We start from the raw sequence: 836 nt of genomic DNA, 5'->3' as shown, positions 1-836 counted from the left end.
TAGGCTCTGGACCCATAAATTTGGCTTGGCAGGAGTGTCCGTGATTCCTTTGTGATGAAGGAGGACCGGATGGACGAGTTTTGGCTGACGGACGCACAGTTTGCGAAGATTGAGCCGCACTTGCCGACAGATACGCGAGGCAAGGATCGCGTCGATGACCGTCGGGTGATCAGCGGCATCATCCACGTGCTGAAGTCGGGCGGGCGTTGGGCCGATGCGCCACGCGCGGTTTATGGTCCAAGAAAGACGCTCTACAATCGCTTCGTGCGGTGGGCGGCCAAGGGGGTCTGGACCGATCTGTTCGAGACCCTGGCCAAGGCTGGCGGCCCACCCTCGCAGGTGCTCATCGATTCCTCGGCCGTGAAGGCGCATCGCTGCGCATCCGGCGGAAAAGGGGGGAGCATAATCAGGCCATCGGCCGTTCGCGGGGCGGGCGCACGACCAAAATCCATGCGCTCACCGACCGGTTCTGCCGCCCGCTTGCTTTCCTGCTGACAGGCGGACAGGTCGCGGACTGCAAGGCAGGAGCCTTACTCCTCGAGCGTTCGCCCCGGTGCCGCATCCTGCTCGCCGACAAAGGCTACGACAGCGACGCCATCCGTCGGCAGATCGAGGCGACGGGAGCCGCCCCCAACATCCCGCCGAAATCCAATCGGCGCTGGAAGCCGTGCTTCTCGCCAGTCCTCTACAAAGGCCGCAACGCCATCGAGCGCATGTTCGGTCGCATCAAGGACTTCCGTCGCGTTGCCACGCGATACGACAGGCTCGCAACCAACTATCTCGCCGCCGTCTCCATCGCAGCCACCGTCAGCTATTGGTTATGAGTCCAGAGCCTA

At 62.8% G+C, this 836-nt stretch carries 2 protein-coding genes; one reads left to right on the top strand and one right to left on the bottom strand.

What is annotated here, in order from left to right; translation table 11 throughout:
* The coding region (locus E4V01_RS26470; protein ID WP_245517720.1) for a hypothetical protein at positions 1–186 on the bottom strand (186 nt) is incomplete at its 3' end.
* On the opposite strand from E4V01_RS26470, the gene E4V01_RS25420 reads away from it, so the two are divergent.
* Positions 121–824, top strand: a protein-coding gene (locus tag E4V01_RS25420; protein WP_245517719.1) for an IS5 family transposase whose coding sequence is annotated in 2 segments (ribosomal slippage) — positions 121–393 and positions 396–824 — 702 coding nt in all. Because the reading frame shifts where the segments join, the coding sequence is not laid out codon by codon here. The two genes, E4V01_RS26470 and E4V01_RS25420, sit on opposite strands and share 66 nt — an antisense overlap.
* The last annotated feature ends 12 nt before the right edge of the window (positions 825–836 follow it).

The sequence above is a fragment of the Methylorubrum sp. Q1 genome, assembly GCF_004683995.1.
GTDB lineage: Bacteria > Pseudomonadota > Alphaproteobacteria > Rhizobiales > Beijerinckiaceae > Methylobacterium.
Note: the sequence above shows the minus strand (reverse complement) of the source record. Positions and strands in the feature narration are given on the sequence as shown.